This is a genomic window from Ramlibacter sp., from assembly GCF_035554825.1.
In the GTDB taxonomy this organism is placed as follows: Bacteria; Pseudomonadota; Gammaproteobacteria; order Burkholderiales; family Burkholderiaceae_C; genus Ramlibacter.
In genome coordinates this window covers 14,640-37,834 of sequence record NZ_DATMHS010000124.1, presented here as the reverse complement: position 1 = coordinate 37,834, position 23,195 = coordinate 14,640, and the positions used below count along the sequence as shown (strand labels likewise).

The 23,195-nt window shown below is 71.9% G+C and carries 27 protein-coding genes; 14 read left to right on the top strand and 13 right to left on the bottom strand.

The window, feature by feature from the left end:
* Positions 1–149: 149 nt before the first annotated feature.
* Positions 150–989: a sensor histidine kinase gene (locus VNT59_RS15255; RefSeq protein WP_325499555.1), complete on the top strand. Its 840-nt coding sequence runs from the start codon at positions 150–152 to the stop codon at positions 987–989.
* Positions 990–1,007: 18 nt separating this feature from the next.
* On the opposite strand, the gene fliR is transcribed toward VNT59_RS15255, so the two are convergent.
* The 13 genes from fliR to fliF all read right to left on the bottom strand — a co-directional run bounded on the left by fliR (position 1,008) and on the right by fliF (position 12,073).
* A complete protein-coding gene (gene fliR, locus VNT59_RS15250; protein WP_325499553.1) occupies positions 1,008–1,796 on the bottom strand; it encodes a flagellar biosynthetic protein FliR in 789 nt (262 codons plus the stop codon).
* Positions 1,797–1,804: 8 nt separating this feature from the next.
* Positions 1,805–2,074 (bottom strand): flagellar biosynthesis protein FliQ, encoded by a 270-nt coding sequence (gene fliQ, locus VNT59_RS15245; RefSeq protein ID WP_325499551.1) that lies wholly within the window; start codon positions 2,072–2,074, stop codon positions 1,805–1,807.
* A gap of 8 nt (positions 2,075–2,082) precedes the next feature.
* On the bottom strand, positions 2,083–2,838 hold the full coding sequence (gene fliP, locus VNT59_RS15240; RefSeq protein ID WP_325499550.1) for a flagellar type III secretion system pore protein FliP: 756 nt from the start codon (positions 2,836–2,838) through the stop codon (positions 2,083–2,085).
* A complete protein-coding gene (gene fliO, locus VNT59_RS15235; RefSeq protein WP_325499548.1) occupies positions 2,835–3,293 on the bottom strand; it encodes a flagellar biosynthetic protein FliO in 459 nt (152 codons plus the stop codon). The genes fliP and fliO overlap by 4 nt, the downstream gene beginning before the upstream one ends.
* Positions 3,290–3,763: a flagellar motor switch protein FliN gene (fliN, locus tag VNT59_RS15230; RefSeq protein ID WP_325499546.1), complete on the bottom strand. Its 474-nt coding sequence runs from the start codon at positions 3,761–3,763 to the stop codon at positions 3,290–3,292. Before fliN ends, fliO begins: the two co-directional genes overlap by 4 nt.
* The gene (gene fliM / locus VNT59_RS15225; protein ID WP_325499544.1) at positions 3,756–4,760 is read right to left on the bottom strand and encodes a flagellar motor switch protein FliM; all 1,005 of its coding nucleotides are present in this window, start codon (positions 4,758–4,760) and stop codon (positions 3,756–3,758) included. The genes fliN and fliM overlap by 8 nt, the downstream gene beginning before the upstream one ends.
* Before the next feature lie 20 nt (positions 4,761–4,780).
* Positions 4,781–5,254 (bottom strand): flagellar basal body-associated FliL family protein, encoded by a 474-nt coding sequence (locus VNT59_RS15220; protein WP_325499541.1) that lies wholly within the window; start codon positions 5,252–5,254, stop codon positions 4,781–4,783.
* 117 nt (positions 5,255–5,371) lie between these two features.
* Positions 5,372–6,724 carry a flagellar hook-length control protein FliK gene (locus tag VNT59_RS15215; RefSeq protein ID WP_325499539.1) on the bottom strand — a complete coding sequence of 451 codons (1,353 nt, stop codon included), beginning with the start codon at positions 6,722–6,724 and terminating at the stop codon, positions 5,372–5,374.
* A gap of 10 nt (positions 6,725–6,734) precedes the next feature.
* On the bottom strand, positions 6,735–7,184 hold the full coding sequence (gene fliJ, locus VNT59_RS15210; protein ID WP_325499537.1) for a flagellar export protein FliJ: 450 nt from the start codon (positions 7,182–7,184) through the stop codon (positions 6,735–6,737).
* Positions 7,185–7,198: 14 nt separating this feature from the next.
* Entirely contained in the window at positions 7,199–8,620 is a 1,422-nt protein-coding gene (gene fliI / locus VNT59_RS15205; protein ID WP_325499535.1) for a flagellar protein export ATPase FliI, read from the bottom strand.
* Positions 8,621–9,355 (bottom strand): flagellar assembly protein FliH, encoded by a 735-nt coding sequence (fliH, locus tag VNT59_RS15200; protein ID WP_325499533.1) that lies wholly within the window; start codon positions 9,353–9,355, stop codon positions 8,621–8,623. It abuts the gene before it with no gap.
* Positions 9,348–10,343, bottom strand: coding sequence for a flagellar motor switch protein FliG (gene fliG / locus VNT59_RS15195; RefSeq protein WP_325499531.1), 996 nt, complete (start codon positions 10,341–10,343; stop codon positions 9,348–9,350). Before fliG ends, fliH begins: the two co-directional genes overlap by 8 nt.
* A complete protein-coding gene (fliF, locus tag VNT59_RS15190; protein WP_414708398.1) occupies positions 10,340–12,073 on the bottom strand; it encodes a flagellar basal-body MS-ring/collar protein FliF in 1,734 nt (577 codons plus the stop codon). Before fliF ends, fliG begins: the two co-directional genes overlap by 4 nt.
* Positions 12,074–12,253: 180 nt before the next feature.
* Between fliF and fliE the strand changes: the two genes are divergently transcribed.
* The 13 genes from fliE (at position 12,254) to cheA (ending at position 23,193) form a co-directional block, all read left to right on the top strand.
* Positions 12,254–12,571: a flagellar hook-basal body complex protein FliE gene (gene fliE / locus VNT59_RS15185; RefSeq protein WP_325499529.1), complete on the top strand. Its 318-nt coding sequence runs from the start codon at positions 12,254–12,256 to the stop codon at positions 12,569–12,571.
* Between the two features lie 125 nt (positions 12,572–12,696).
* Positions 12,697–14,238, top strand: coding sequence for a flagellin (locus VNT59_RS15180; protein ID WP_325499527.1), 1,542 nt, complete (start codon positions 12,697–12,699; stop codon positions 14,236–14,238).
* A gap of 126 nt (positions 14,239–14,364) precedes the next feature.
* Complete coding sequence (locus VNT59_RS15175) at positions 14,365–14,742, top strand: flagellar protein FlaG (protein WP_325499525.1); 378 nt, start codon at positions 14,365–14,367, stop codon at positions 14,740–14,742.
* 42 nt (positions 14,743–14,784) lie between these two features.
* Complete coding sequence (fliD, locus tag VNT59_RS15170) at positions 14,785–16,281, top strand: flagellar filament capping protein FliD (protein WP_325499523.1); 1,497 nt, start codon at positions 14,785–14,787, stop codon at positions 16,279–16,281.
* Between the two features lie 9 nt (positions 16,282–16,290).
* Positions 16,291–16,734, top strand: a complete 444-nt coding sequence (fliS, locus tag VNT59_RS15165) for a flagellar export chaperone FliS (protein ID WP_325499521.1) — start codon at positions 16,291–16,293, stop codon at positions 16,732–16,734.
* Between the two features lie 10 nt (positions 16,735–16,744).
* Entirely contained in the window at positions 16,745–17,077 is a 333-nt protein-coding gene (locus tag VNT59_RS15160; RefSeq protein WP_325499519.1) for a flagellar protein FliT, read from the top strand.
* Positions 17,078–17,087: 10 nt separating this feature from the next.
* The gene (locus VNT59_RS15155) at positions 17,088–18,026 is read left to right on the top strand and encodes a flagellar hook-length control protein FliK (protein WP_325499517.1); all 939 of its coding nucleotides are present in this window, start codon (positions 17,088–17,090) and stop codon (positions 18,024–18,026) included.
* Positions 18,023–18,322, top strand: coding sequence for an EscU/YscU/HrcU family type III secretion system export apparatus switch protein (locus tag VNT59_RS15150; protein WP_325499515.1), 300 nt, complete (start codon positions 18,023–18,025; stop codon positions 18,320–18,322). The genes VNT59_RS15155 and VNT59_RS15150 overlap by 4 nt, the downstream gene beginning before the upstream one ends.
* 88 nt (positions 18,323–18,410) lie before the next feature.
* A complete protein-coding gene (flhD, locus tag VNT59_RS15145) occupies positions 18,411–18,746 on the top strand; it encodes a flagellar transcriptional regulator FlhD (RefSeq protein WP_325499513.1) in 336 nt (111 codons plus the stop codon).
* Positions 18,743–19,348, top strand: coding sequence for a flagellar transcriptional regulator FlhC (gene flhC, locus VNT59_RS15140; RefSeq protein ID WP_325499511.1), 606 nt, complete (start codon positions 18,743–18,745; stop codon positions 19,346–19,348). Before flhD ends, flhC begins: the two co-directional genes overlap by 4 nt.
* Positions 19,349–19,376: 28 nt before the next feature.
* Positions 19,377–20,240, top strand: coding sequence for a flagellar motor stator protein MotA (gene motA, locus VNT59_RS15135; protein ID WP_325499509.1), 864 nt, complete (start codon positions 19,377–19,379; stop codon positions 20,238–20,240).
* Between the two features lie 10 nt (positions 20,241–20,250).
* Positions 20,251–21,201: a flagellar motor protein MotB gene (gene motB, locus VNT59_RS15130; protein WP_325499507.1), complete on the top strand. Its 951-nt coding sequence runs from the start codon at positions 20,251–20,253 to the stop codon at positions 21,199–21,201.
* A gap of 30 nt (positions 21,202–21,231) precedes the next feature.
* Positions 21,232–23,193, top strand: coding sequence for a chemotaxis protein CheA (gene cheA, locus VNT59_RS15125; RefSeq protein WP_325499505.1), 1,962 nt, complete (start codon positions 21,232–21,234; stop codon positions 23,191–23,193).
* The last annotated feature ends 2 nt before the right edge of the window (positions 23,194–23,195 follow it).

The window sequence follows — 23,195 nt, the reverse complement described above, 5'->3', positions numbered from 1 at the left end:
ACCTACCTGTCGGAGCTGCAGGACCTGGACTATGCCGCCGCGATCTCCGAGTACGCGCAGCGCGAGGCCAATCTGAAGGCGACCCAGCAGACCTTCGCCCGGCTGCAGGACATCGCCCTGTTCAACTACCTCTGACCCGGGGGCCCACCATGAACGCCGAGCTTGCTTCGCCCGCACCCGCCGCCGTCGCGCCCGTCGACGCCGGCCGCCCCGCGGCCGGCGGCTCGCCGCCCGCGGGACAGGAGGCCGAGCTCAAGCGCTTCGCCCAGTCGCTGGCCCATGAACTGCGCACGCCGATCGCCGCGGTGCTCGGCTTCGGCAAGACGCTCGACGGCCTGCTCGGCGAGGACGTGCCGGAGCGCACCCGCCACTACGTGCGGCGCATCCGGGCCGCCGGGCAGCTGCTGGACGAATACGTCGAGGCGCTGGTGGCGCTGACCCAGGCGGCGCAGGGCGTGGTCCGGCTGGCCGACGTCGACCTGAGCGACATGGCGCGCCAGGTGCTGGACGACCTGCAGCTGCGCGAGCCGCAGCGCCGGGTGCGCACCGTGGTCCAGGCGAACGTGCGCGCCTACGGCGACCCGTCGCTGCTGCGGATGGTGCTGGAGAACCTGCTGGGCAACGCCTGGAAGTTCACCGGCCCGACCGAGGCCGCCGAGATCCGTTTCTCGGCGCAAAGCGGCAGCGGCTGGCAGACCGTCTACCGGGTCGAGGACAACGGGGTGGGCTTCGACGAGGCCTACGCCGACAAGCTGTTCGGCGACTTCCAGCGCCTGCACTCGCAGTCCGAATTCCCCGGCACCGGGCTCGGCCTGGCCAACGTGCAGCGGATCGTCGCCCGCCACGGCGGGCGGGTCTGGGCCGAGTCGGCCGGCGGCCGCGGCGCCACCTTCTGGTTCACGCTGGCCGGGCCCTGCATCCCGGTCGCCGGCGGCGGCCAGTGGCGCGCCGGCGCCGGGCTGCCGCGCGCGGCCGGGCGCCAGGACTGACCGGCCGGGTCCGGTTCGTCAGGAACCGGCCAGCGCCCGCGGCAGTCGCGTCACGAGCTCGATCGCGGCCTCGAACTGCGGCCGCAGGAACGCCGGCAGCTGCGGCATCAGCAGGTACAGCATGGCCGTGCCCGCGAGCAGCGTGAGCGGGAAGCCCACCGCGAAGATGCTGAACTGCGGCGAGGCCCGGTTGAGGATGCCCATCGCCAGGTTCAGCGTCAGCAGCGCGGTGACCAGCGGCAGCGCCAGCATCAGGCCGATCACGAAGATCTCGCCGCCCGAGCGCGCCACCAGCAGCCAGCCGCCGGCCGCCAGCGGCGCCGCGCCGACCGGCAGCGTCTCGAAGCTGTGCGCCAGCGCGGCGATCAGCTGCAGGTGGCCGTCGACGGCCAGGAAGATCAGCATCGCCAGCAGCGACAGCAGCCGGGCCACCACCGTCGACTGGCCACCGCTGGACGGATCGATCAGGGAAGCGAACGACAGGCCCATCTGCAGCCCGATGTATTCGCCGGCGGCCTGCACCGCGGCGAACACCAGCCGCATGCTGAAGCCCATGGCCACCCCGATCAGCACCTGCTGGACCAGGATCCAGACCCCGGCGGCCGACACCGGCGGCACGGCGGCGGCCGCGCCGAGCGCCGGCGCCAGCACCACGGCCAGGATCGCGGCCAGCGCCACCTTCACCTGCCGCGGCACCGCCGGATCGCTGAGGATCGGCGCGGTGCTCACCAGCGCCAGCATGCGCACGAACGGCCACAGGAAGGACGCGACCCATGCCGCCAGCTGGCCCGAGGTGACCGACAGCACCGGCGCGCCTATCCGATCAGCTGCGGGATCGAGCCGAACAGCTGCCGGATGTAGTCGACCAGCTGCGCCAGCATCCAGGGCCCGGCGACGATCAGCGTCGCGAACACGGCGACCAGCTTCGGGATGAAGGACAGCGTCGCCTCGTTGATCTGGGTGGCGGCCTGGAAGATGCTGATCACCAGGCCGACCAGCAGCGCCACCAGCAGCAGCGGCGCGGCCACCAGCAGCGTCACCTGGATGGCCTGGGCGCCCAGGGTGGTCACGGTTTCGGGGGTCATGCGGGCACCTAGACGTAGAAGCTCTGGGCCAGCGCGCCGATCAGCAGCTGCCAGCCGTCGGCCAGCACGAACAGCATCAGCTTGAAGGGCAGGGCGATCGACGCCGGCGGCACCATCATCATGCCCATCGACATCAGCACGCTGGCCACCACCAGGTCGATGATCAGGAACGGAATGAAGATCGTGAAGCCGATCTGGAACGCCGTCTTCAGCTCGCTGATGACGAACGCCGGCAGCAGGATGCGCAGCGGCACCTCCTCGGGGCCCTGCATCGGCGGCGCCTTGGCCAGCCCGGCGAACAGCGCCAGGTCGTTCTCGCGCGTCTGCTTGAGCATGAAGGTCTTCATCGGCGCCACGCCGCGTTCCAGCGCGACCTCGGCGCCGATCTTGTTGGCCGCGAACGGCTGGTAGGCCTCGGTGTAGACCTTGTCGAACACCGGCGACATGACGAAGAAGGTGAGGAACAGCGAGAGCCCCACCAGGATCTGGTTCGGCGGCGACGACTGCGTGCCGATCGCCGTGCGCAGCAGCCCGAGCACGATCAGGATGCGGGTGAAGCTGGTCATCGACAGCAGCAGCGCCGGCAGGAACGACAGCGACGTGAGCAGCACCAGCGTCTGCACGCTGAGCGACCAGGTCTGCGTGCCGCCGGGGCCGGGCTTGACCACCACGCCAGGCAGGCCCTGCGCGGCGGCGGCCAGCGGCAGCAGCGCGGCGGCCAGCGCCGCGGCCAGGCCGAGGGAACGTGCGAGCGCCGGCTTCATGGCGAGGGCGCCCGGCCGCCCAGGGCTTCGCGCAGCTTGCTGGAGAACTGTTCGAGCAGCCGCCCGGCCGGCTCGCCGCCGGGCGCCGCCGGCGCCGGCGCGGCCTGCGCCGGCAGGGTGTGCAGCGCGTTGACCTGGGTCGGCGTGACGCCCAGCACCAGCCAGGTGCCGGCGACTTCGACCACCACCACGCGCTCGCGCGTGCCCAGGGGCGCGCTCGACACCACCTTCACCACGCCGGCGCCGCCCAGGCGCTGCAGGCCGAAGCGGCGCGCCAGCCAGGCCAGCAGGAAGATCAGCCCGATCACCAGCACCATGCCGAAGCCGGCCTGCAGCAGGCCGGCGCCGGTCGAGGCCGGCGGCGGCTGGGTGGCGACGGTGGGCAGCGCGGCCAGCGCCGGGCCGCACCAGGCCGGCAGCAGCAGCCGCGCCGCTTGGCGGGCGATGCGCTTCATGAGCGGGCGAGTTTCTGGATCCGTTCCGAAGGCACGACGATGTCGGTGAGCCGGATGCCGTAGCGGTCGTTCACCACCACCACCTCGCCCTGGGCGATCAGGTAGCCGTTGACGAACAGGTCCAGCGGCTGGCCGGCCAGGCCGTCGAGTTCGACCACCGAGCCCTGCGACAGCTGCAGCAGGTTCTTGATCGTGATGCGGGTGCGGCCGAGTTCGGCCGTGAGCTGCACCGGGATGTTCTTGATGCGCTCCATGTCCATGCCCATGCCGGCCGCGGCGCGCGGCTCTTCGGCGATCTGCTGGAACACCTGGGCCGCCGCCGGCTGGGCCACGCTGGCCGGCCGGGCCGCGGCGGTCTGCTCGGCCAGCGCCGCCGCCCAGTCGTCCGGGGCCCCGGCGCCGGCGGGCGCCGGCGTGCCTTGCTGTTCCGCCAGGGCCGCGGCCCAGGCGTCTTCCGTGTCCTCATTCATTGGGGGCTCCGTCATCTCGTGAGTGGTGGTACAGCTGCTCGACGCGCAAGGCGTAGCGGCCGTTCGAGGTGCCGTAGCTGCACTCGAGCACCGGCGTGCGTTCGACCGTCGCGGTCACCCTGGCCGGCAGCTCGATCGGCAGCACGTCGCCGCGCTTGAGGCGCAGCAGCTCGCCCACCGTGGACTGCAGCCGGACGAACTCCACCGACATGTCGACGTCCGCCCCGCGCATCTGCTGCGACAGCTGGCGGACCCAGCGCTCGTCGACCTCGATCTCGCCGGCGTTCTGGACCGCGTTGGACAGCAGGGTGCGCACCGGCTCGAGCATCGAATAGGGCAGGCAGACGTGGACGAATCCGCCGACCGGGCCGAACTCGATCTGCAGCGTGGTGGTGACCACCACCTCGTTGGGCCCGACGATGTTGGCCAGCTTGCCGTGCATCTCCGAGCGCAGGTAATTGAATTCCAGCGGCAGCACCGGCTTCCAGGCCTCGCCGTAGCAGTCCAGGGCCAGGTCCAGCAGGCGCCGGATGATGCGCTGCTCGGTGCGCGTGAAGTCGCGGCCCTCGATGCGCATGTGATAGCGGCCGTCGCTGCCGAACAGGTTGTCGACCACCAGGAACACCAGCTTCGGGTCGAACACGAACAGGCCGGTGCCGCGCAGCGGCTTCATCTGCAGCATGTTGATGTTCGCGGGCACCGGCAGGTGGCGGATGAAGTCGCCGTAGCGCTGCACCTGGATGCCCGAATTGGTGATGTCGGGGCTGCGCCGGATGTAGCTGAGCAGCGCGCCGCGCAGGTGGCGGGCGAAGCGCTCGTTGATCAGCTCCAGCGTGTGCATCCGGCCGCGCACCACGCGGTCGGGCGCACCGAGGTCGTAGGCCGGCAGGCCGTTGGCCGGCGCCGCTGTCGGCGCCGGGGCCCCCGAGCTCTCGCCGGTCACCCCGTCCAGGAGGGCGTCGACCTCCTCCTGCGAGAGCACCTGTTGGTAGGCCATGCTTGCTCAGTGCCGCGGCGTCACTGCACCACGAAGGCATTGAAGGCCACGCCGCCGATGCCGAAGGCGGGGCCGCCGGCGGCCAGCGGCCGGTTCAGGTCGGCCCGGATCTCCTCGGCCAGCGCGCTCTTCTCGGCCGGGGTGGTCAGCGCCGCCGGATCGCGGTTGGACAGCAGCAACAGCAGGCGGCTGCGCAGCTCGGGCATCGCCTCGGCCACGCGGGCCTGCGCCTGCTCGTCGCCGAGCTTGAGGGCGACCCCCAGGTGCAGGAACTTGGCCTTGCCCTCGGAGCGCAGGTTCACCGTGAGCGGCTCCAGCGTGACGAAGATCGGCTTGACCGGCTTCGGGGCGGCCGCCGCCAGGGCGGGGGCGCCCTGGAGCAGGAAATAGAGCCCGCCGCCGAGCGCCATCGCCAGCGTCAGGCTGATGGCGACGATGATCTTGTTCTTCAGGCGCGATGGCGCGGGGGATGCGGTTTCAGGTGTGGTCGCCATGGTGCTGGGTCAAACGCGGGCAGTGGGTATTCTTCGCGAGGAGGGCGCCGGGCGAAGGTCCGATGAAGCGCGGGAAGACCGCTCTCATCGCGTGTTCGGCGGCGGCGCCGCGGGCGCTCAGGCGAAGGTGTCGACGGCCAGCCCGGAGCCGCCGTTGCTGCGCGCCCGCTGGTCGCCGCGTTCCAGCCGCTCCGCCGCGCGGGCCTCGGGCTGCGGTTCGCGCTCGCGCCGGGCCGCGGCCTGCTGGCCGGCGCCTTGCTGGGCCGCCGAGTCGCCGGCGCCGGACCCCACCGTGGCCTGCCCCAGGCTGATGCCGCTGTCGGCGAAGGTGCTGCGCAGCTGCGGCAGCGCCGCTTCCAGCGCCTGCCGCACCGCGGCATGCTCGGACACGAACATCACCTGGGCCTGGCGCTCGCCCAGCGACAGCTTGACTTTCAGCGGCCCCAGTTCGGCCGGGTGCAGCTGCAGCTCCAGCTCGCGATTTGGCCCCAGCCGCACCAGCTGGCGCGCCAGCGCCGGGCCCCATTCGCTGCTGCCCACGGGCACCGGCAGTTGGGCGGTGGCGGGCGCGCCCTGGGCCGGCGCCGGGCCAGGCGTTGGCGCCGCGGCGGCGGCACCGGCGGGCAGGACGGCGGGCGCCGCCGGCGCCAGGTCGCCCTGGCCCTCGGCCTTGTGCTCGTGGAAGCCGCGCATGGCCGCGAGCGCGGCGGGCTGGACCGGGCGGGGCGGCAGATCCGAGGGCGGCGCCGCTAGCGCGTCGGCAGGCGGCGCCACCTCCGGTTGCAGCGCAGCGGCGCGCTGCGGCGCCGCGCCGGCGGCGGCCAGCGCCCGGGCTGGATCCCGAACGTCGGCAGCCCCAGCAGGCCCGGCGGCGGGCGCCAGTGCGGCGGCGCGGCCGCCGGCAGCGACGCCAGCCGGCGCCACGGCGACGGCCGGCCCTGCCAGCGGCGCGCCAGGCACGCCAGGTGCGCCAGGTGCGCCAGGTGCGCCCGCAGCGCGCGCAGCAACGACTTCATGGGTGAATGCCTCCGGGGTGGTCGAGGGACTCTGCGGGTCGGCCGGAACGGCGCGCCAGGCGCCGGCAGCCGCTGCCGCCTCCAGCGGGCGTGGCGCCAGTGCGGGCGAACCAGCGGGCGCGGCGGACATCGCATCGGCGTCGGGCCGGACGGTCGGCGCGGCCGGCGGCGGCGCCGCCGCCTCGGCCAGCGTCACGCCGGCCAGCAGCAGCGCCAGGGCATCGGGCTGCGGCCCGCCGGCCGCGGCCGGCTCGTCGCGCTCGGCGCCGCCGTCGTCCGGCCCGGCCTCGGCGGCCGCCAGCGCGGGCGCCTCGCCGGCGAGCGCGCGCAGCATCAGGTCCAGGCTGGCGGCGAAGTCCGCCGGTTCGGCCGCGGCGTCGGCGCCGCGGGCGGCGCCGGCGCCGCGCGGCAGCGTCGTGGCGGGCAGCAGCGCGGAAAGAATGTTGGGGGTCATGTCGGCTCCTTCAGGCGCGCGCCGCGCGGTCCAGCAGCATGCGGGCGGCATGCTCGTCGCTCGCGCGCTGCTCGCGCCGGTTCTGCACCACGGCCTGCTGCCGCTGCAGCCGCTCGGCCAGGGTCTCGAAGGCGTTGAGCCGGCGCCGCTGGTGCTGCCAGTCGGTGCGGCCGTGGTCCAGCCGGGCCTCGCTCTGGGCGGCGGCGGCGCGCTGCTGATCGATGCCGGCATCGAGCGCCTTCAGGAAGTCCTGGTAGTTGCGCCACTGCGGGGCCGGCAGGCCGGCCTGCAGCAGCGACTGCAGCTGGGCGCCGTAGTCGAGCCGGTACTCCTGCAGCAGTTCCAGCTTGCGGCTGGCGCTGAGGTTGGCTTCGCGCAACGCGGCGAGCCGGCGCGCCGCTTCGTCGGCGCGGCTGCGCGCCAGCTCGGTGAGGGTGTCGATCGGGAGCTTGGTGGCCATGGGGAATCCTGGTCTCAGGCGGGCTGGAACACGCTGGCGAGGCGCGCCACCGACTGCGGGTAATCGGCGCGCTCGTGCATCTGCTGCTGCAGGAATGCCTCGACGCGGGGATAGAGAGCGATCGCCTCGTCGAGCTGCGGGTCGTGGCCCGCGGCGTAGGCGCCGACGGCGATCAGGTCGCGGTTGCGCTGGTAGCGCGACAGGGTCTGCTTGAAGCGGCGCACCAGGTCGAACTGGGCCGGCTCGATCAGCGAGGTCATCGCCCGGCTGATCGAGGCTTCGATGTCGATCGCGGGGTAGTGGCCGGCCTCGGCCAGCGCGCGCGAGAGCACCACGTGGCCGTCCAGGATCGCGCGCGCCGAGTCGGCGATCGGGTCCTGCTGGTCGTCGCCCTCGGACAGCACGGTGTAGAAGGCCGTGATCGAGCCGCCGCGGCCGTCCGCGCCGCGGTCGCCGTTGCCGGCGCGCTCGACCAGCGCCGGCAGCTTGGCGAACACCGAGGGCGGATAGCCCTTGGTCGCCGGCGGCTCGCCGACCGCCAGCGCGATCTCGCGCTGGGCCATCGCGTAGCGGGTCAGCGAGTCCATGATCAGCAGCACGTCCTGGCCCTGGTCGCGGAAGTATTCGGCCAGGCAGGTGGCGTAGGCGGCCCCCTGCAGCCGCAGCAGCGGCGAGGTGTCGGCGGGCGCGGCCACGACGACCGACCGCGCCAGGCCCTCGGCGCCCAGGGTGTGCTCGATGAATTCCTTGACCTCGCGGCCGCGTTCGCCGATCAGGCCGACCACGATGATGTCGGCGCTGGTGTAGCGGGCCATCATCCCGAGCAGCACGCTCTTGCCGACGCCCGAGCCGGCGAACAGGCCCATGCGCTGGCCGCGGCCGACGGTGAGCATCGCGTTGATCGCCCGCACGCCGACGTCCAGCACGTCCTCGATCGGGGCGCGCGACAGCGGGTTGATCGGGGCCGCGCCCAGCGGCACCAGCCGCTCGGCCTGCACCGGACCCAGGCCGTCGAGCGGGCGACCGCTCGCGTCGACCACCCGGCCGAGCAGGCCAGCGCCCACCGGCAGCTGCTTGGTGGCGCCGGCGGGCGCGCCCGAGCCGGCCAGCGCCGCCGCGGCGAACACGCGGGCGCCGGGCAGCAGGCCGGCGACTTCGGTCTGCGGCATCAGAAAGAGGCGATCGCCCGCGAAGCCGACCACCTCGGCCTCGGCGTAGGCCGGCGAGTGACCGGGCGGCAGTTCGATCCGGCAATCGCTGCCGACCGGCAGCTGCAGTCCCACCGCTTCCAGCACCAGGCCGACGGCGCGCGTCAGGCGGCCGGCGGCCAGCGTCGGCGTCACCCGCTCCACCCGGCGGCGCGCGCCGGCCAGTTCGGCGAGCCAGGCCGCCACATGCGGGTTGGCGGCGCTGGGCGCGGGGGTCTCGGTCTGCATTCAGAACTCCACGGACTGCAGCGCCGCGGCGACCCGCTCCCAGCGCGTCGGCACGGTGGCGTCCAGGCTGCCGCTGGCGGCCTGCACCAGGCAGCCGCCACGGGCGATGGCCTCGTCGGCGCGCAGCTGCCAGCCGCCGGCCTGCAGCTCGGCGCCCAGCGCGCCCTCGACCGCCGCCAGGTCCGCCGGGTGCAGCAGCAGCCGGGGCTCGCCCTGCAGCGCCGGTTCCTGCCGCAGCAGCCCCTGCACCAGCGGCACGATGCATTCCGGATCGGCCGCGACGGTGCGTTGCACCACCTGGCGGGCGACGTCGAGCGCCAGCACCGTCAGCGCCGCGGCGACCTCCCGTTCGGCGCCGCGCAGCGCCTGGGCGAAGCCCTCGGCCAGCGCGCGCAGCTGCGCCGCCTGGGCCGCGGCCTGCGCCTGGCCGGCGGCCCGGCCTTCCGCCAGGCCGGCCGCGTGGCCCTCGCTGCGTCCCTGCGCCAGTCCCTGCTGGCGGCCCTCGGCCAAGCCGGCCTCGCGCGCTTCGCGCCGCAGCCGCTCCAGTTCGGCCCGGTCGGGGCGGGGCCGCGCCGGGACGGGCGCGGCCGGCGCCGCGGCGCTGGCGGGAGCCGGGCGGGTGATGCGCGGCAGCGAGTTCATCTCCCAGGGCTGCCAGGCCGGCCGGCCGGCCTGAGCCGGCTGCGGCCGCGGCGCCGCCGCCCGCGGCGGCGCGAACAGCGTGTCGTCAGACAAAGTCGTCGCTCCCCGGTTGCGCGATCACGATCTCGCCGGCGTCGGCCAGCCCGCGCACGATCTGCAGGATCGCCTTCTGCTCGGTTTCCACCTGCGAGACCCGCACCGGCCCGCGCAGCTCGAGGTCCTCGCGCATGGTCTCGGCCGCGCGCTGCGACATGTTGGCGAAGAACTTCTCGCGCAGCTCCGGGGTGGCGCCCTTGAGCGCCACCACCAGCGATTCGTTGTTGATGTCCTGCAGCAGCCGCTGCATGCCGCGGTCGTCGACGTCCATCAGGTTCTCGAAGACGAACATCTCGTCGACGATGCGCTGCGCCAGCGCCTCGTCGGTGTCGCGCACGTGTTCGAGCACCTCCTCCTCCTGGGCCGTCGTCATCAGGTTGACGATTTCCGCGGCGGTGCGCACGCCGCCCAGGCGGCTGCGGCGCTGGCCGTCGCCGGACAGCATCTCGCCCAGCACCTCGGTGAGTTCCTGCAGCGCCGCCGGCTGCACGCCGCCGAAGGTCGCCACCCGCAGCACCACGTCGTGCCGCAGCCGGGCCGGCAGGCCGGCCAGGATCTCGGCCGCCTTCAGCCGGTCCAGGTGCACCATCAGCGTGGCGATGATCTGGGGGTGCTCGTCGCGGATCAGCTCGACCACCTCGGTGGCCTCCAGCCGGTTGAGCCGCGCCATGCCGCCGCGCGGCAGCTCGGCGCGCATGATTTCCTCGAGCAGGTTGCTGGCCTGGTCGGTGCCCAGCGCCTTCTGCAGCACCGCCCGCACGTAGCTGCCGCTGTCCAGGTGGAGCGCCGACAGCTGCTCGGTCTCGTGGCGGAACTCGCTCATCACCTCGGCCAGTTCCTCCTTGGACACGTGGCTCAGCTTCGCCATGGCGACGCCCAGGAGTTCGACCTCCGAGGTGTCGAGCGCGCCGAGCACCGAGGCGGCCCGGTCCTCGCCCAGGGCCATCAGCAGGATGGCACTTTTGCGGGCGCCTGCTTCGTTCATGTGGTCATCCAGTGTCTGACGAGGGAGGCCACCAGCTTCGGGTCGTCGGCGGCGGCCTGCTGGGCGTATTCGATGTCGGCCTTGCGGCGGCTGGCTTCGCGCTCCAGCGCCGCGTCGCGCTCGGTCTGCGCCAGCTGCAGGGCCGCGGACGACGCGAGCTCGGCCGGGTCGTCGGCGCGCGGCAGCGCGGTCGCGGTCGCGGTCGCCGGGGCAGCCGCCGCGGCGGTACGGCGGCGCGGCCGCACCAGCGCGAACCACAGCATCGCCAGCGCCGCGGCGCCCAGCAGGTACTGCGCGCCGGACTTCGCCAGCGCGATCAGCTCGGGGTCCTTCCAGGCCGGCACCTCGACCTGCGGCACCGTCTCGACGGTGAACGGGCTGTTGACGACGTTCAGCGAATCGCCGCGCGCCTGGTCGAAGCCCATCGCTTCGCGGACCAGGTTGCGCACCTGCTCCAGTTCCGCCGCGGCGAGCGGGACCATGCTGGTCTTGCCGTTGGCGGCCCGCACCTCGCGATGGTTCACCACCACCGCCACCGACAGCCGCCGGGTGACGCCGGCCGCCTGCTGGGTGTGGCGGATCGAGCGGTCGACTTCGTAGTTGGTCGTCACCTCGCGGCGCGAGGAGCCGCCGCCGGCGCGCGCCGTCGTGGCCGCGCTGGCCGGCCGGGCCGGGGCGCTGGCGGTGGCCAGCGGCGCCGTCGGGTTGAGCGGCGGCTGGTTGGTGAGCGCGCCCGGCACCCCGCCCGGCGCCGCGCTGCCCGGCTGGCTGGACTCGGACGACTGCTGGCTGCGCACGGCCGAGGCCCCGGCCTCCTGGTTGGGGCGGTATTTCTCGTCGGTGTGCTCGACGACGCTGAAGTCGACATCGGCGGCGACCTGGGCCCGGACGTTGCCGGCGCCGACGATCGGCTGCAGGATGCCTTCGATCCGGCGCACGTAGCTCTGCTCGATGTTCTCCACGTATTTGAGCTGCGACCCGTCCAGGCCGCGGGTGCCGGCATTGGCCGCCGACAGCAGGTTGCCGCGCTGGTCGACGACCGTGATGCTCTTGGCGTCGAGCTCGGGCACGCTGCTGGAGACCATGTGCACGATGGCGCTGATCTGGCCCTCGTCCACGCTGCGGCCGCGGTGCAGCGTCAGCATCACCGACGCCGACGGCTTCTTCTGGTCGCGCACAAACAGCGAGGCCTTGGGCAGCGCCAGGTGCACCCGCGCCGACTGCACCGAGCCGATCGATTCGATCGAGCGGGCCAGCTCGCCCTCCAGCCCGCGCTGGTAGTTGACCTGCTCGGCGAACTGGCTGGTGCCGAATTTCTGGTTATCCAGCAACTCGAAGCCGACGCCGCCGGAGCGCGGCAGCCCCTGCGACGCCAGCTTCAGGCGGGTTTCGGAGACCTGCTCGGCCGGCACCAGCAGCGCGCCGCCGCCTTCGCTGAAGCGGTAGGGCACGTTCATCTGCTGCAGCGACGCGATGATCGAGCCGCCGTCGCGGTCCGAGACGTTGCTATAGAGCACCCGGTACTCGGGCGAGCGGCCCCACAGCGCGGCGCCGGCGACGCCGGCGGCCAGCACCGCCGCGCCGAGGATCATCGCGATGCGCGGCTGCGAGCGCACCTGTTCCAGCCAGGGCGCGAACGCCGGCAGGCGGGCCGCGCCCGGCGGCGTGAGCGCGGTGGGCCGCGCCGCCACGGGGGCGGTCGGCGCGGGGGCACTGAGTTCGTTGGCCAATTTGTCGTTTCGGTCGTTGGCGCGCGCAGGAAGGCCCTGCGCCGCGAGGTCGTGCAGCGATTCTGGGCGGCGGCGCGCCGATTGAATCGGACGAACAGGGGCGGTTTTGGCCGTCACTTGGGCCAATGGCCGCGCCGGGGTCGCTGCTACGCTCGGTGCGACTTTTTCCCAAGGTGAGCCATGTCCATCCCCGCGATCCAATCCGTCCTGCAGCAGATGCGCGTGGCGGCGACCCAGAGCGGCCTCGCCGCCGAAGCAGCGCCGCCGGAACTGGCCGGCGGCTTCGCGGCCGAACTGAAACGGTCCCTCAACGGGATCAGCGGCGCGCAGCACCAGGCCGACGCCAAGGCGGCGGCGTTCGAGCTCGGGGAGCCGGGCGTGGGCCTGAACGACGTGATGGTCGACCTGCAGAAGGCCAACATCGGCCTGCAGGCCGGCATCCAGGTGCGCAACCGGCTGGTGGCGGCGTACCAGGAAATCATGAACCTGCCGGCGTGAGCGGCGGGCTTAGGGCATTTTCCTAACGGCGCGGGATAGCGGATTCCGAAGGCGTGCCGATAAGCAAGAGGACGCTGGATCACTGGCGTTAAGGCAACGGCAACTCACTTCGGAGATCTACCTCTATGTCAGTCATCAACACCAACATCCTGTCGCTCACGACGCAGAACAACCTGAAGACCTCGCAGATGGCGCTCAACAGCGCGATCCAGCGCCTGTCTTCGGGCATGCGCATCAACAGCGCCAAGGACGACGCCGCGGGCCAGGCCATCGCCAACCGCTTCACCGCCAACATCCGCGGCCTGACCCAGGCCCAGCGCAATGCCAACGACGGCATCTCGCTGGCGCAAACGACGGAAGGCGCGCTGACCGAGGTGAACAGCAACCTGCAGCGCATCCGCGAACTGGCGGTGCAGTCGGCCAACGGCAGCAACTCCGCCGCCGACAAGGCTTCGATCCAGGCTGAAATCACCCAGCGCCTGGAGGAAATCAACCGCACCTCGCAACAGACCGACTTCAACGGCGTGAAGGTGCTGTCCTCGGCCGCCGGCAAGCTGAGCGTGCAAGTGGGCGCCAACGACGGCGAGACCATCGACATCAACCTGCGCGAAATCAGCGCCAAGACGCTGGGCCTGAACAACCTGGACATCACCAAGCAGGCGCTGGACCTGGACACGGTGGCCACGGCCGCCACGACGACGCTGGTGCCGGGTTCGGCTGGCGCCACCAAGACGGTCGCCCTGACGGCGGTCGACACGGCGACGGCCCCCAACTTCACGGTCTACGTCGACGATGCCGACGCCGACAAGCTGTACGTGTCGGACGGCACCAACTACTACGACGTGACCGGCTACGACAACGCCACCGGCCAGCTCGAGTTCGACACGACGAACGCGCTCGGCGCCGCGCCGACGGCCACCCAAGTCACCACCGGCGAAATCTCCGTCGGCGGCGGCGTGACGGTGGACGTGGCCAACGTCGGCTTCGACGATGCCGCCGCGGCGACCGCCCCGGACATCTACGTGGACGAGAACGGCGCCTTCTTCGTCTCGCGCGACAGCGGCACCAACGTCATTTCCGCGACGTTCGACGCGGCCACCGGCAAGGTGTCGTACGACAGCGCCGACTGGGCGACCGAGGCGGCTCCCGCCGGCGCGCTGTCGAGCGCGCTGACCGACTACGAAGTGCCGCCGGAAGCGGTGCCGGCCGTGACGGCCGACCTGAGCGGCCTGAGCAGCGCCTCCGTCGGCACCTCGCCCACGCTGCACAAGGTCACCAACGCCGACGGCAGCAGCGGCGGCTACGTGGTCAAGGGCACCAAGGACAACAACGACGTCTACTACAAGGCCAACGTCGCCAACGACGGCACCGTGACGCTCGGCGCCCAGCTCAACGCCGACCCGCTGGCCGCGATCGACGCCGCCCTGGCGAACGTCGACTCGCTGCGCAGCTCCCTGGGCGCGGTGCAGAACCGCTTCGACTCGGTGATCTCGAACCTGGGCACCACGGTCAACAACCTGACGTCCTCGCGCTCGCGCATCGAAGACGCCGACTACGCGACGGAAGTGTCCAACATGTCCCGCGCGCAGATCCTGCAGCAGGCCGGCACCTCGGTCCTGGCGCAGGCGAACCAGACCACGCAGGGCGTGCTGTCGCTGCTGCGCTGATGAAGGCCGGGCGCGCCGCGTGGCGCGCCCGATCGATCCCACCGCCGGGCCCAGGTGAAGTTCTGCCCGGGCCCGGCGGTTTTTTTTGACGTACCAGGTGGCGACCGCAAGGCCAGGAGTCGGAAAGTGAAGATCAACGCTGCGCAACAGGCTTCGCGCCAGCAACTGCAGGACGACGTGCTCGCCCTGATCAGGAGCCGCTCGCAGGCCATGAACCGGGCGAACGCGCCCGACCGCGTGCCGGGCGACCGATCGACCACCGAGCCGGCGGCCGGTCCGGCAGCAAGCCAGGTCGATGCCGCCGTCGACAAGATCAACCAGGCGCTGAAGGTGCTGTCGACCAGCCTGCGCTTCGAGGTGGACGAGCAAAGCGAGCGGATGGTGGTGAAGGTGGTCGACCGCGACAGCGGCGACGTGCTGCGCCAGATTCCGTCGGAAGCCACATTGCAGATCGCCCGGTCGCTGGACCGGGTGCTGGGCCATCTGGTCGACCAGTCGGTCTGAGCGGCAGTTCTCGCTCCATCCACACTACACGAGATCCATCACATGGCGAGCATCGGCAGCCTCGGCATCGGTTCGGGCATGGACCTGAACGGCCTCCTGGACAAGATCGCGGCGTCCGAGCAGGCGCCGCTGTACCAGATCAAGCAGCGCCAGTCGGAACAGACCTCCAGGTTTTCCGCCTACGGCGTGCTGCAGGGCATGCTGTCCGGCATGCTCACGGCGAGCGACCAGCTCGCCAAGCCCGACTTCATGAACGGGTTCAAGGCCGCTTCCAGCGCCACCGCCGTGCTGGGCACCAGCTCGGACACGACCGCCTCGGCCGGAACCTATGCGGTGAACGTCACCGCGATCGCCAAGGCGCAGTCGATGGTGACCGCGCAAGTCGCCACCACCACCGGCGCCATCGGCGCCGGCGGGGCCAGGATCACCATCGACTTCGGGACCGTGGACCGGGCGATCAACGCCGCCACCGGCACCTTTGATGCCGGCGCCGTGTTCACGGCGAACGGCGCCAAGCCCGCGATCACCGTCGACCTCGCCGACGGCAAGACCTCGCTGGCGGACATCCGCGACGCGATCAACAAGGCCGCCGGCGGCGCGGTGAGCGCCAGCATCATCAACGACGGGACCGGCAACCGGCTGGTCCTCGCCTCGAGCGCCACCGGCGCCAATGCGACCATGCGGGTCGCGGTGGCCGACGACGGCAGCGACGCCCAGCCGCTCAACGCGGACCTGCAGACCCTGCTGGCCGACGACCCGGCCGGCACCCAGAACCTGAAGACGACGGTGGCGGCCCAGAACGCGGCGCTCACCGTGAACGGCGTCGCCGTCACCAGCGCCACCAACAGCGTCGCCGGCGCGATCCAGGGCGTCACCATGACCCTGGCGGACGTCGGCGCCAGCACGGTGACGGTGCAGCGCGACACCGCCGGCGTCAAGGGCGCCGTCACCGCGTTCGTGAACGCATACAACGGCCTGTCCAACAAGCTGAGGGACCTGACGGCCTACAACGCCGGCGGCAACAGCGGCGTGCTGCTGGGCGATTCGACGGCGCGGCTGGTCCAGGCGCGACTGCGCGCCACGGTCTTCGAGAGCCATGCCGGGGCGGCGGGCGATCCCGCGCGCCTGTCGGACATCGGGATCGCCTTCCAGAAGGACGGCACGCTCAAGATCGACGACGCGAAGCTCTCCAAGGCGCTGGCGGACAACCCGACCGGCGTGACCCGCCTGTTCGCCGGCAACGACAGTGGCGACGCCACCGGCATCGGCCGCCGGTTCGCCGCCGTGATCCATGCCTTCACCGACGACAAGGACGGCGAGGACCGCGACGGCGCGCTGACCATCGCGATGGCCGGCGCCAAGAAGACGATCGCCAACCTGGACAAGGACCTGGCGCGGACCCAGGACCGCATCGACGCCAGCCTGGCGCAGTACCGCAAGCAGTTCCAGGCGCTGGACCTGGTGGTGAGCAGCATGACCGCGACCAGCAACTACCTGACGCAGCAGCTCGCGTCGCTCAACACATCGAAATCGAAGTAAGGAAGTACCATGAGCTATGCCAGCCCCGCGTCGCACCGCGGCGCCACCATGTATGCGCGACTCGGGGTCGAAACCTCCGCCGGCAGCGCCTCGCCGCATCAGCTGATCTCGATGCTGTTCGAGGGCGCCAGCGGCGCCATCGCGATGGCGCGGCACCACATGGCAGAGGGCCGGGTCAAGCCCAAGGGCGAGGCGATCTCCAGGGCCATCAACATCGTCGCCAACGGCCTGAAGGCCAGCCTCGATGCCGAGGCCGGCGGCGCCGAAGGCGCGCGCCTGGCCAGCAACCTCGGCGAGCTGTACGACTACGTGATCCGCCGGCTGATGGCCGGCAACCTGCACAACGACCCGGCCGCGCTGGACGAGGCCGCGCGCCTGCTCGAATCCGTCGCCTCGGCCTGGCGCGAGATCGATCCGGCGCTCGCGCGCCCGGCCCAGCCCGTCGCTGCGTGAGAGCCGGTTCATGGAAACCGACCTGGACGTCGTGCACTGCTACGCGCAGCTGGCGCACACGGTGACGCACATGCTGGAACTGGCGCGGGCCAGGGAATGGACCCGGCTGCCGGCGCTCGACCAGCAATGCACGGCCTTCGTCGACCGCCTGCGGGCCATGGAGCCGCATCCCGAGCTGGCGGCCATGGACCGCGCCCGCGTGGTGGCGCTGCTCACGCGCATCCGGTCGGACCAGCACGAACTGCAGGAGCTGATCCGGCCGCAATGCCAGCGGCTGATGCACGAGCTGCACCAACTGCACCGGCAGCAGAAACTGCACGGCGCCTACCGGGGCGCCGCCTGAGCGGCCGGCCATGAGCGCACCGACGGCCCTGGCGGACACGCTGCTGGCAGACCGGCTCGCGCCGCGCGCCGCCGACGCGCTGCGCCTGCCGTCGGCGGGCGCGGTGACCGCGCCGGCGCCGCCGTCGGCCGTCACCGCCGTGGCCAACGACGTTCGCCTGCTGCCGCAGGCCGCGGGCCAGCAGGCGCTGCCCGCTGCCGTCGCGCCGCCGCCGGGCCCGGCAGCGGCCCAGGCGCTGTCGGCGACCGGGCTGGCGATCAGCGAGCTGCTGGCGCAGCTGCCGGCGCCGGCCGGTCCGGTGCGCGGCGCCGCGCCGCTGGCAGCCGATCGCGCTGCGAGCGCGGCGGCGCTCGGCCGCGGCCTGGCCGACGCGCTGGCCGGCAGCGGTCTCTTCTACGAATCGCATCTGGCCCGGGCCGCCAGCGGCTCGTTCGAGCTCGCGACCCTGCGCCAGGAGCCGCAGGCGGCGTGGGGCCCGCGCGGCGCCGCCGCCGGGCGGGCCGGCGACGCCGCGACCGACGCGCCGGCGCGCCAGGACGATGCGCCGGCCGGCGAGCGCCGGGCCGAGATCGTTCACCCGCAGGCGCGGACGCTGGTCGCGCAGCAGCTGGACGTGCTGGCGACCGGGGTGTTCCGCTGGAGCGGCGAGGCCTGGCCCGGCGTGCCGATGGACTGGGCGGTGCAGGAAGAAGCGACGCCCGACGCGGCGCAGGATGGAGACGGCGCGCCGGCGCGCCGCTGGTCGACGACCTTCGCCGTCGCCCTGCCGGCGCTCGGCCCGGTCGAAGTCCGGTTGAGCCTGGCCGGCGCGCAGCTGCGCGGCCGCGTGGCGGCGGCGCCGGCGGCCGACGCCCCGCTGCGCGCGGCGCAGGGCGAGCTGCAGCTGCAGCTGGCCGGCGCCGGGCTGAAGCTGCCGGAACTGGCGATCGTCGCCACGGGGACGCCATGACGAGCCCGGACGGCGCCCGCCCCACCGCGGTGGCACTGCGGTATGCCGACCGGCGCAAGGCGCCGGTCGTCGTCGCCAAGGGCTACGGCGCGACCGCCGAATCGATCATGCGGATCGCGCGCGAGCGCGAGGTGTACGTGCACGAGTCGCCGCAGCTGGTCGGGCTGCTGATGCAGGTCGACCTGGATGCGCAGATTCCACCGGACCTGTACCAGGCGGTGGCCGAGGTCATGACCTGGCTGGCCCGGGTCGATCGCCGCATCGCGGCCGCCGTGGGACACGACCATGCGGCCTGAAGCTTCCCAATTCCCTCGCGTGCTTAGGCTTCTTGCCTACCACGCCGTATTTACACGCTGACACACTCGTGACAGACGCGGAGCATCGATGTCGCACCAGGAAATCGCAGATGAAATCACCGACCTCAACATCGCCTACATGCTGCTGGCGCAGAAGCTGCTGCGGCAGGACCGCGCCGCGGGCATGCTGCGGCTGGGGATCACGCGCGAGCTCGCCGATTTCGTCCTGAGCCTGTCGCCCTCGCAGATCCTGAAGCTCGCGTCCACCAACGCGCTGCTGTGCGGGCTGCGGCCCGCGCACGGCATGCCGGCCGTGCTCGCCACGGGCGAGCAGGCCTGGCTGCAGCAAACCCATCTTTTCATCGTGCTGGCCGCCCGGCACCACGAATCACGGCTCGAACCGGAAGAGGAAGTTCCCGCATGACCACCCGCAGCGTTCTGCAAGAGGCCCGCGAAGTCCAGCTCGCCAGCACCCTGATCCAGCTGGGCGCCCGGCTCCAGTTCCTGGAGTCCGAGGTCAGCCTGAGCCGCGAGCGGCTGGTGCGCCTGTACAAGGAGATCAAGGGCGTGTCGCCGCCCAAGGGCCTGCTGCCGTTCTCGGCCGACTGGTACATGACGTGGCTGGCCAACATCCACGCGTCGCTGTTCTACAACATCTACAACCACTACATCGTCGAGAACGGCGGCGTCGACAAGCTGGACGCGCTGATGAAGGCCTACCAGCTGTACCTGGAGCAGATCCAGCTGCAGGGCGAGGCGCCGGTGCTGGATTTCACGCGCGCCTACACCCTGGTGCGCTTCTTCGCCAGCAAGATGCTGCAGCTCACCGCCTGCTCGCGCTGCACCGGCAAGTTCGTCACCCACGCCTACGAAAACCGCAGCGGCTACGTCTGCGTGCTGTGCCGCCCGCCGTCGCGCGCCGGCAAGCCGAGCCGGTCCAAGCGCCTGACGGACCTCGTCGACAGCGCGCCGGCCGAAGGCCAGGACGCCGTCGCGCCGGCCACCCCGGCCTCGAAGCTGCACTGATGCCGCGCGCACCCACGGAATCCCGGCCATGCTGCTCCTGATCGGTTATCTCGTCGTCGTCGGCGCCGTGTTCGGCGGCTACGCGATCATGGGCGGCAGCTTCGGCGTGCTGTTCCAGCCGGTCGAACTGCTGATGATCGGCGGCGCGGCCGTCGGCACCTTCATCGCCGGCAACAACGGCAAGACCATCCGCGCCACCTTGCAGGAGCTCGGGCGGCTGTTGCGCACGTCGCGCTACGACCGCCAGCTCTACATGGACCTGCTGGCGCTGCTGTTCGAGCTGCTGGCCAAGGCCCGCAAGGAAGGGATGATGAAGCTGGAGTCCGACGTGGAGGACCCGGCCAGCAGCGAGATCTTCGGCCGCTATCCGGCCATCGTGGCCCATCCCAAGCTGATGGAGTTCATCTGCGACTACCTGCGGCTGGTGATCAGCGGCCACACCGAGGCGTTCGAGATCGAGGCGCTGATGGACCACGAGATCGAAACCATCCGGCACGAGGGCGAGGGGCCGATGCACAGCCTGACGCGGGTGAGCGATGCGCTGCCGGCGCTGGGCATCGTCGCGGCCGTCATGGGCGTGGTGCACGCGCTCGCCTCGGCCGACCTGCCGCCCAACGAAATGGGCGCCCTGATCGGCCACGCCATGGTGGGCACCTTCCTGGGCGTGCTGATGGCGTACGGCTTCGTCGCGCCGCTGGCCTCGGTGATCGGCCACAAGCTCAGCGAGAGCATGAAGGTCTACGAGTGCGCCAAGGTGACGCTGCTGGCCAGCCTGAACGGCTACGCGCCGCAGATGGCGGTGGAGTTCGGGCGCAAGGTGCTGTATTCCACGGAACGTCCCTCGTTCAGCGAGCTCGACGTGCACGTGCGCGAGGTCAAGGCGCAGAAGTAGGGCCGGCGCGATGAAGGAAGAAAAACAGCAACGGATCGTCGTCAAGCGGCGCGGCCATGGCGGCGACGGCCATGGCGGCGGCGCCTGGAAGATCGCCTACGCGGACTTCATGACCGCCATGATGGCCTTCTTCCTGGTGATGTGGCTGCTGTCGAGCGCCACCCCCAAGCAGTTGCAGGGCGTGGCCGAGCACTTCCGGATGCCGCTGCGGGTGGCGCTGGAAGGCGGACCCAAGAGCAGCCTGAGCAGCAGCGTCATCCCCGGCGGCGGCGCCGATCCCATGCACAAGGCGGGCGAGGTGCGCGAAAGCGCCGCCGATGCCGACCACGACGGCGACGCCCAGGCGCTGGAGGACATGAAGGACCGGCTCGAGGAGCTGATCCGGGAAAGCCCGGTGTTCCAGCAATTCCGCTCGCAGCTGCTGGTGGACATCACCACCGAGGGGCTGCGGCTGCAGATCGTCGACAGCGAGAACCGGCCGATGTTCGAGCTGGCCAGCGCCAGCGTGGTGCCGCACATGCGCGCCATCCTGCGCGAGCTCGCGCCGGTGATCAACGGCTGGCCGAACAAGGTGACGCTGGCCGGCCACACCGACTCGATCGTCTACGCCAGCGGCGACCGGGCCTACAGCAACTGGGAGCTGTCGGCCGACCGCGCCAACGCCTCGCGCCGCGAACTGGCCGCCGGCGGACTGGCCGACGCCAAGGTGCTGCGGGTGATGGGCCTGGCCGACAGCATGCACCTGGACAAGGCCGACCCGCGCAACCCGATCAACCGCCGCATCAGCATCGTGGTGCTCAACGCGCGCACCCAGCAGCGCATCGAGCAGGAGAACACCGGCCAGGCCGGCGCCACCCGGTCCGTCAGCGGACCGCTGGCCGCGGCGCGGCCGGCGCCGCCGCCGGCCGCCGGCGCCACGGTGGTCCAGGCGGCGCAGGTGCCGGCGCCCGCGCGCCAGTGACACAGGTCAGCGAAACCGACGGACAACGACATGGATATTCAACAGTTCACCGAGGCCTTCTTCCTCGAAGCGGCGGAATTGCTCGGCGAGGCCGAGCGGCTGCTGCTGGCGCTGGACACCGGCCATCCCGACATCGAGCAGCTCAATGCGGTGTTCCGGGCGGCCCACTCGATCAAGGGCGGCGCCGCCACCTTCGGCTTCACGGCGCTGGCGGAAACCACCCACCTGCTGGAGTCGCACCTGGACCGGGCGCGGCACCGCGAGCTGGCAATCACGCCGGCGATCGTCGACGTCTTCCTGGAAACGAAGGATGCGCTGCAGCAGCAGCTGGCCGCCTACGGGCGCGGCGAGGAGCCTGACGCCGCCGCGGTGGCGCTGACCTGCGAGCGCCTGCGCCACCTGTCCGGCGAAGGCGCCGAGCCGGCCCCGGCGCCGGTGCCCGTCCAGGCCCCGGCGCCGCGCGCCGGCGTGCTGCAGATCGAGTTTTCCGGCCTGTCGGAGAAGGACCAGCAATTGCTGCTGGAGGAACTGGGCAACCTCGGCAGCGTGCTCAGGTCGCAGGCCGCCGGCGCCGCCTTCGCGGTCGACCTGGAGACCACCTGCACCCCGGACGACATCACGGGCGTGTGCTGCTTCGTCATCGACGAGGCGCAGATCCGCATCACCAGCGCGCCGGCCGCCGCGCCGGCCCCGGCGCCCAGCGCGCCGGCACGGCCCGAGCCGGCGGCCGAACCGGCCCCGGCCCGGGCCGCCCCGGCGGCGGGCGGCAAGGAGTCCGGCTCGATCCGGGTCGACGTCGAGAAGGTCGACAAGCTGGTCAACCTGGTGGGCGAACTGGTGATCACGCAGGCCATGCTCACCGAGGCGGCATCGCTGCTCGATCCGGTGCTGTACGAGCGGCTCCTGAGCGGCATGGGCCACCTGGAGCGCAACGCGCTGGAGCTGCAGGAATCGGTGATGTCGATCCGGATGATGCCGATGGACTCGGTGTTCAGCCGCTATCCGCGCCTGATCCGCGACGTCAGCGCCAAGCTCGGCAAGCAGGTGCGGCTGGAGACCTACGGCAAGGAAACCGAACTCGACAAGGGACTGATCGAGCGCATCGTCGATCCGCTCACGCACCTGGTGCGCAACAGCCTCGACCACGGCATCGAGACGCCGCAGCGCCGGCTGGAGCTGGGCAAGGACCCGGTCGGCAAGCTGCTGCTGTCGGCGCAGCACCACGGCGGCAACATCGTGATCGAGGTCGGCGACGACGGCGGCGGCCTGAACCGCGAGCGGATCCTGGCCAAGGCGGCGCAGCAGGGGCTGCCGGTGAGCGACGCCATGTCCGACGACGAGGTCTGGCAGCTGATCTTCGCGCCGGGCTTTTCCACCGCCGAGGAGGTCACCGACATCTCCGGCCGCGGCGTCGGCATGGACGTGGTCAAGCGCAACATCCAGGCCATGGGCGGGCACGTCGAGATCGCCTCGCGCGCCGGCCGCGGCACGACCACCCGGATCGTGCTGCCGCTGACCCTGGCCATCCTGAACGGGATGTCGGTGCGGGTCGGCCGCGAGATCTACATCCTGCCCCTGAACTACGTGATCGAGTCGCTGCAGCCGGGCGCCGACAACCTGCACTCGGTGCGCGGCGACTCGCACGTGATCCGGGTCCGCGGCGAATACCTGCCGCTGGTCCCGCTGCACCAGGTGTTCCTGGTGCCGGGCGCCAAGGCCGACCCGCTGGAAGGCATCCTGGTGATCGTGCGCTCCGGCGACGCCCGCTTCGCGCTGCTGGTCGACGAGCTGGTGGGCCAGCACCAGGTGGTGGTGAAGAACCTGGAGACCAATTACCGGCGCGTGCCCGGCATCTCCGCCGCGACCATCCTGGGCGACGGCAGCGTGGCCCTGATCATCGACGTGGCCGCCATGCAGCGCCTGAACGGAGCCAGCACGGCGAGCCAGCAGCTGCTGGCGGCCGCCGCCCGGCGCGACGTCGCCGTTTCCTGAAC